The sequence below is a fragment of the Microbacterium resistens genome (assembly GCF_031456305.1).
Lineage (GTDB): Bacteria > Actinomycetota > Actinomycetes > Actinomycetales > Microbacteriaceae > Microbacterium > Microbacterium resistens_A.
Genome location: NZ_JAVDUM010000009.1, coordinates 162,543 through 169,241, shown reverse-complemented (window position 1 = coordinate 169,241; position 6,699 = coordinate 162,543). Strand labels below are relative to the sequence as shown.

At 70.1% G+C, this 6,699-nt stretch carries 6 protein-coding genes; 5 read left to right on the top strand and 1 reads right to left on the bottom strand.

From position 1 onward, the window contains the following. The first annotated feature begins 266 nt into the window (after positions 1–266). The 5 genes from J2Y69_RS11585 (at position 267) to J2Y69_RS11565 (ending at position 5,867) form a co-directional block, all read left to right on the top strand. Complete coding sequence (locus tag J2Y69_RS11585; protein ID WP_310020802.1) at positions 267–1,343, top strand: aspartate-semialdehyde dehydrogenase; 1,077 nt, start codon at positions 267–269, stop codon at positions 1,341–1,343. 222 nt (positions 1,344–1,565) lie between these two features. Then, positions 1,566–2,999 (top strand): malate dehydrogenase (quinone), encoded by a 1,434-nt coding sequence (mqo, locus tag J2Y69_RS11580; RefSeq protein ID WP_310020811.1) that lies wholly within the window; start codon positions 1,566–1,568, stop codon positions 2,997–2,999. 9 nt (positions 3,000–3,008) lie between these two features. Further along, positions 3,009–3,650, top strand: a complete 642-nt coding sequence (locus J2Y69_RS11575; protein ID WP_310020800.1) for a thymidine kinase — start codon at positions 3,009–3,011, stop codon at positions 3,648–3,650. Between the two features lie 205 nt (positions 3,651–3,855). Then, positions 3,856–4,584, top strand: coding sequence for a FadR/GntR family transcriptional regulator (locus tag J2Y69_RS11570; RefSeq protein WP_310020798.1), 729 nt, complete (start codon positions 3,856–3,858; stop codon positions 4,582–4,584). Between the two features lie 14 nt (positions 4,585–4,598). Next, complete coding sequence (locus tag J2Y69_RS11565) at positions 4,599–5,867, top strand: alpha-hydroxy acid oxidase (protein WP_310020796.1); 1,269 nt, start codon at positions 4,599–4,601, stop codon at positions 5,865–5,867. 46 nt (positions 5,868–5,913) lie between these two features. On the opposite strand, the gene J2Y69_RS11560 is transcribed toward J2Y69_RS11565, so the two are convergent. Next, the gene (locus tag J2Y69_RS11560; RefSeq protein WP_310020794.1) at positions 5,914–6,669 is read right to left on the bottom strand and encodes an HAD-IIB family hydrolase; all 756 of its coding nucleotides are present in this window, start codon (positions 6,667–6,669) and stop codon (positions 5,914–5,916) included. Between the last annotated feature and the right edge of the window lie 30 nt (positions 6,670–6,699).

Here is a 6,699-nt window from a genome sequence, read left to right as displayed (position 1 = left end):
TACCCGGCCGTCGCCGGCGGCTTCCCCGCGCGATCCGGGTGGGCTCACACCGCGCCCGTGGCTAAATCTGCCGCAAATGGCCGGCCGGAGCGGCAGATTTCGCGACGGGAACGCCGAGGGACCGGACCCGGAGACGCCGGCGTCTCCGGGTCCGGTAGAATCGCGGCAACCCTGACATCGGCGCCAGGCGCGGCATCCTCAGCCACACCCCGGCGGCCGCGCCCCGCGCTTCGAACGCCGCATCGCTCGACGCCAAGGAACGCCCCATGACCCGCATCTCTGATTCAGGACTCTCCGTCGCCATCGTCGGCGCCACCGGCCAGGTCGGCACCGTCATGCGCGACATCCTCGCCGAGCGCGCCTTCCCGATCCGCGAGCTGCGCCTGTTCGCCTCCGCGCGATCGGCCGGCACCGCGATCGACTTCGGCGGAGCGACCGTGATCGTGGAGGACGTCGAGACCGCGGACCCGTCCGGCATCGACATCGCGCTCTTCTCGGCGGGCGCCACCGCGAGCCGCGCCGCGGCGCCGCGTTTCGCCGCGGCGGGTGCGGTCGTCGTCGACAACTCCAGCGCGTGGCGGATGGACCCGGAGGTGCCGCTGGTCGTCAGCGAGGTGAACCCCGAGGCGGTCGCCGAGGCGCCCAAGGGGATCATCGCCAACCCCAACTGCACCACGATGGCCGCGATGCCGGTGCTCAAGGCCCTGCACGACGCCGCGGGGCTGGAGCGGCTCATCGTCAGCACCTACCAGGCCGTGAGCGGATCCGGGCTCGCGGGAGCACAGGAGCTCCTCGGGCAGGTGGAGGGCGTCCTCGCGCAGGGCGACACGCTGCGCCTCGTGCACGACGGATCCGCCATCGACTTCCCCGAGCCCGAGAAGTACGTCGCCCCGATCGCCTTCGACGTGATCCCGCTCGCCGGATCCATCGTCGACGACGGCCTGAACGAGACGGACGAGGAGAAGAAGCTCCGCAACGAGAGCCGGAAGATCCTCGGTCTCCCCGATCTCCGCGTCGCGGGGACCTGTGTGCGCGTCCCGGTCTTCACGGGTCACTCGCTGTCGATCAATGCCGAGTTCTCCCAGGACATCTCCCCGGAGCGCGCGCGGGAGGTGCTCGCAGGCGCTGCCGGCGTCACCCTCGAAGAGATCCCGACCCCGCTCTACGCCGCGGGCAAGGACCCGAGCTTCGTCGGGCGGATCCGCGCCGATCAGTCCGCCCCGGAGGGCAAGGGGCTCGTGCTGTTCATCAGCAACGACAACCTCCGCAAGGGCGCGGCCCTGAACGCGGTGCAGGTCGCCGAGATCGTCGCGGCCCGTCTCGCCGAGCGCCTCTCGGCCTGACCGTCCTGGGCTGACGGCCCCGGCCTGGCCCTCTCCGCTTCCGGCGAAACTGCAACGGCGTTCCGAGACAGCGCGAATTTCCTGCTGTCTCGGAACGCTGTTGCCGTCTCGGCGTCGGCGGCCCGGCTCGCGGATGCGCGGGGGACAGGAGGGGGTGGCGGGGAGAACTAGACTGGTCAGGTGACTGAAAGCGTCGACGTCGTCCTCATCGGCGGTGGCATCATGAGCGCCACTCTCGGTACCCTCCTGCACGAGCTGCAGCCGGATTGGAGGATCGTCGCCTTCGAACGGCTGAACGACGTCGGGCAGGAGAGCTCCAACCCCTGGAACAACGCGGGAACCGGGCACGCCGCCCTCTGCGAGCTGAACTACATGCCGGACAACGGCGGCGACGGACCCCTCGATCCCGCCAAGGCCGTCTCGATCAACGAGCAGTTCCAGCAGAGCCGCCAGTTCTGGTCCTCGCTCGTCGACCGTGGCGTGCTCGACGCGCCCTCGACCTTCATCAACTCCACCCCGCACATGACCTTCGTGCGGGGAAAGAAGGACGTCGCGTACCTCAAGAGGCGCTACGAGGCGCTGAAGGATCAGCCCCTGTTCGCCGGGATCGAGTACAGCGAGGACTCGCGCGTCATCAACCAGTGGGCGCCTCTGCTCATGCAGAAGCGCCGCAAGGGCGAGCCGTTCGCGGCCACGCGCGTCCCCTCGGGCACCGACGTCGACTTCGGCGCGCTCACCGAGCAGCTCTTCGATCACCTCGCCGGCTCCGGGGTGCAGGTGCGCACCAATCACGAGGTCAAGGGCCTCAAGCAGCAGAAGGACGGCACCTGGGAGGTCTCGTATCGGAACACGATCGGCCACGCGCCGAACCGCCTCAACGCCCGTTTCGTCTTCGTCGGCGCGGGTGGCTGGGCGCTCAAGCTGCTCCAGGCCTCCGGCATCCCCGAGATCAAGGGGTACGGCGTCTTCCCGATCGGCGGGCAGTTCCTGAAGACGACCAACCCCGCGATCGTCGCCCAGCACAAGGCCAAGGTCTACTCGCAGGCATCGGTGGGCGCGCCGCCCATGTCGGTGCCGCACCTGGACGCGCGGGTCGTCGACGGGGAGTCCTCGCTCCTGTTCGGGCCGTTCGCGACCTTCAGCCCGAAGTTCCTCAAGCAGGGGTCGATCCTCGACATCGTCTCCCAGGTCCGGCCGCACAACCTCTGGCCGATGCTGCGCGTGGCCTTCGCGAACCCCGACCTCATCACCTACCTCGTCAGCGAGCTGCTGAAGAACCACCGCAAGAAGGTCGACAACCTGCGGGTGTTCATGCCGACCGCGCAGGACGAGGACTGGACGCTGATCCAGGCCGGCCAGCGCGCCCAGGTGATGAAGAAGGACCCGAAGAAGGGCGGCATCCTCCAGTTCGGCACCGAGGTGGTCGCGGCGAAGGACGGCTCCATCGCCGGCCTGCTCGGCGCATCGCCGGGGGCGTCGACCGCCGTCCCGATCATGCTGGGGCTGCTCAAGCGCTGCTTCCCGGAGCAGTATCCCGCCTGGGAGCCGCAGCTGCGCGAGCTCATCCCGACGCTCGGCGAGGAGCTGAACGACGACGCCGGGGCCGCTTCCGCGTCGATGGCCTCGACGGCGTCGACCCTCGACCTCACGGCCTGATCCGGCGCCGTGGCGAAGCTGTACTTCCGCTACGGAGCGATGAACTCCGGCAAGTCGACGGCTCTGCTGCAGGCGGCGTACAACTATGAGGAGCGGGGTCAGCACGTGCTGCTGGCGAAGCCCCTGATCGACACCAAGGGCGCATCGCAGATCGAGTCCCGGCTGGGGATGACCCGCGAGGTCGACTTCCTGATCGGCGGCGATGACGACGCGCGCGCCCTGTTCCGCCAGGAGCGGGAACGGAAGCGCCGCGATGCGGGAGCGAGCCTCCTGCCCGAGGAGCCGGCCGACGTCGCGTGCCTGCTCGTGGACGAGGCGCAGTTCCTCTCCGAGGCCCAGATCGACGATCTGTTCCGCATCGCCGTCGAGGACGGCATCCCCGTCCTCGCCTACGGGATCAGGAACGACTTCCGCACCCACGCGTTCCCCGGGTCCGCCCGCCTGCTCGCGATCGCGCACACGCTCGAGGAGCTCAAGACCATCTGCCGATGCGGGCGCAAGGCCGTGTTCAACGGTCGTCGGATCGGCGGGCGCTTCGTCTTCGACGGCGATCAGGTGGCGATCGACGGCGGCGGCGACGAGCTCGTCACCACCTACGAGTCCCTGTGCGGCAACTGCTACCTGGAGGAGTCCGGCGGCCGTCTCGGCTGATCTCCGGTCCGCGTGTCAGGGGCGCGCCTCCCGGGCATGTCCCGATTCCGGCCAGACATGTCCCGATTCTGGTGAGGCATGTCCCGATTCTGGTTGTTCCCGGGCGCGGGGACGACGATTTTCGGGACATGCTTCCCGGGATCCTGGTGCGGCTTGCGTGGTCTGACCACAGCGGATACTCTGTGGTCAGACCACAGGAGGACCCATGGCGAAGGACGCGGTCATCGACGAGGCGCCGGCACGAGCCTGGCGCACGGTGCTCGCGCACGTCGAGCGGGACCTGCTCGACGGCCGACTCGGCCCCGGCGACCGGTTGCCCTCCGAGCGGGATCTCGCCGCCGACCTCGGCGTCGGCCGGTCGAGCGTCCGCGAGGCGCTGCGGGTGCTGGAGGTCATGGGCCTCATCCGGACCGCGACCGGATCAGGGCCCCAGGCGGGCGCGATCGTGGTCGCGAGGCCCGGGGGAGGGCTCTCCGCGCTCCTGCGCCTCCAGGTCGCCGCACAGGGCTTCCCGATCGGCGACGTGGTGCGCACGCGGCTGGTGCTGGAGCGGTCCGTCGTCGCGGATCTCGCCGGCGCCCCCTCCCGCGACACGTCGATCGCGCACGGGATCCTCGATGCGATGGACGATGACCGGCTCTCCCCGGCCGAGTTCCTCGCCCTGGACGCGCAGCTGCATCTGGCGCTCGCGGAGGCGTCGGGCAACGCGGTCGTCGCGGCGATGATGACGGGCCTCCGCGACGCGATCGAGTCCTACGTGCTCCAGGGGCAGGCGCAGCTCGCGGACTGGGATCGCATGGCGGCCTCCCTCCGCGCCGAGCATCGCGCGATCCTCCGGGCCATCGACGAGGGCGACGCGCAGACGGCGTCCGCCCGTATCCACGACCACATCATCGGCTATCACGAGGCGACCGGCCTGGCCGGCGGCCTCTGAACGAAAGGCGTCCCATGGCTCAGCGCTCCATCCGGCGACAGCTCCCGAACCCCGCGGAGATCTTCGAGCTCATGAAGTTCAAGGCTCCCGAGCTCGACGGCACCAAGCGGCGGCTCGAATCCGCCCTCACGATCTCCGACCTCCGCACGATCGCGCAGCGCCGCACGCCCAAGGCCGCCTTCGACTACACCGACGGCGCCGCCGAGGGCGAGCTGTCGTTGACCCGTGCGCGCCAGGCGTTCGAGGACGTCGAGTTCCACCCCGGGATCCTGACCCCGGCTCCGCACCTCGACACGTCGACCACCGTCCTGGGCGGTCCGAGCGCGCTGCCGTTCGGCATCGCGCCCACCGGCTTCACGCGCCTCATGCAGACCGAGGGCGAGGTGGCGGGTGCCGGGGCGGCCGCGGCGGCGGGCATCCCCTTCACCCTGTCCACTCTCGGGACCACGTCCATCGAGGGGGTCAAGGAGGCCAATCCCCACGGCCGGAACTGGTTCCAGCTGTACGTCATGCGCGACCGTGAGATCTCCTACGGCCTGACGCGCCGCGCCGCCGAGGCCGGCTTCGACACTCTGATGTTCACGGTCGACACCCCGGTCGCCGGCGCCAGGCTCCGGGACAAGCGCAACGGGTTCTCCATCCCGCCGCAGCTGACGCTGGGCACGATCGTCAACGCGATCCCGCGGCCGTGGTGGTGGATCGACTTCCTCACCACGCCCAAGCTCGAGTTCGCCTCGCTGAGCTCCACCGACGGCACGGTCGGCGAGCTGCTGGACGCCGCCATGGATCCGACGATCGGCTACGACGACCTCGATGTCATCCGTGAGATGTGGCCGGGCACGCTCGTGGTCAAGGGCGTGCAGACGGTCCAGGACGCCGTGCGCCTGCGCGATGCGGGCGTCGACGGCATCGTGCTGTCCAACCACGGCGGGCGCCAGCTCGACCGGGCGCCGATCCCGTTCCATCTGCTCCCGCAGGTGCGTCGCGAGGTCGGAGACGGGTTCACCGTGATGATCGACACCGGGATCATGAACGGCGCGGACATCGTCGCCTCGGTGGCGCTCGGGGCGGACTTCACGCTCATCGGGCGCGCCTACCTCTACGGCCTCATGGCCGGCGGGCGCCGGGGCGTCGACCGCACGATCGCGATCCTGCGCGGCGAGATCGAGCGGACCATGCGCCTGCTCGGCGTCTCCTCACTTGCCGAGCTGGAGCCTCGTCACGTGACGCAGCTGACCCGCCTCGTCCCGGTCTCGGCGGGCATCGCGGCGACCGTCGACTAAGGGCCGCGGGTAGGGCTCCGAGTCAGAGGCTCCGAGAGTCAGAGGCTCAGAGGGTCGGCACCAGGGCGTCGAGGTGGGTGGCGGTGTCCTCCCAGCCCTCCACCGCGACGGTCGGCACGCCGAGGGCCTTGACCGGATAGTCGTTGCCGCCCTCGTCCAGGCGGTCGCCGTAGAACAGCATCTCGGCGAACGGGATGCCGGTGTGCGTGGCGAGCTCGGTCATCCCGTAGGCCTTGTCGATGCCGGCGCGCGTGATGTCGATCGAGGTGGAGCCGCCGGAGCGGACCTCCAGATCGGGAAGCAGCGGCGCCACGGCGTCGCGGAGCAGCGCCCGCTTCGTCCCCTCCGGGTCCCAGGCCTTCTTCGCGTCGCCGGGCGCACGCTGGCCGAGTGCGGAGAACGTGATCTGCGAGCCGCGGTCCTCGAGGATCGGGCCCCACGGCTCCTCTTCCCACAGGCCAAGCCGCCGGGCCTCGTCCTCGAGCGCGCGGAGGGCCGAGCCCTTCTGCTCGTCGCTGAGGTCCCGCGCGTAGACGAGGGCGAAGTCGGAGCCGTCGTGTCGCAGGTACCGCGTGCCGCAGGTCGGCATCAGGTGGATCCGTGCGAGCAGGGCGGTGTCGGCCGCGGGGAGCTGCGAGATGACCTGCGAGCGGAACTGCTCCTCGTTGCCGCCGGAGATGATGGCCACCTCGACGCGCGAGGCGAGATCGAGCAGGAGCTGCGCGATCCGCGGGTCGATCCGGCTCTTGGACGGAGCGAGGGTGTCGTCGAGGTCGAAGGCGACGAGGCGAGGCGTGGTCATTGTTCCCCCAGAGATCACGTGAGTGCAAGA

Bases quoted from the DNA above. Each gene is read 5' to 3' on its own strand.
- J2Y69_RS11585 (WP_310020802.1), top strand. From the start codon at position 267: ATGACCCGCATCTCTGATTCAGGACTCTCCGTCGCCATCGTCGGCGCC.
- mqo (WP_310020811.1), top strand. From the start codon at position 1,566: ATGAGCGCCACTCTCGGTACCCTCCTGCACGAGCTGCAGCCGGATTGG.
- J2Y69_RS11570 (WP_310020798.1), top strand. From the start codon at position 3,856: ATGGCGAAGGACGCGGTCATCGACGAGGCGCCGGCACGAGCCTGGCGC.
- J2Y69_RS11565 (WP_310020796.1), top strand. From the start codon at position 4,599: ATGGCTCAGCGCTCCATCCGGCGACAGCTCCCGAACCCCGCGGAGATC.
- J2Y69_RS11560 (WP_310020794.1), bottom strand. From the start codon at position 6,669: ATGACCACGCCTCGCCTCGTCGCCTTCGACCTCGACGACACCCTCGCT.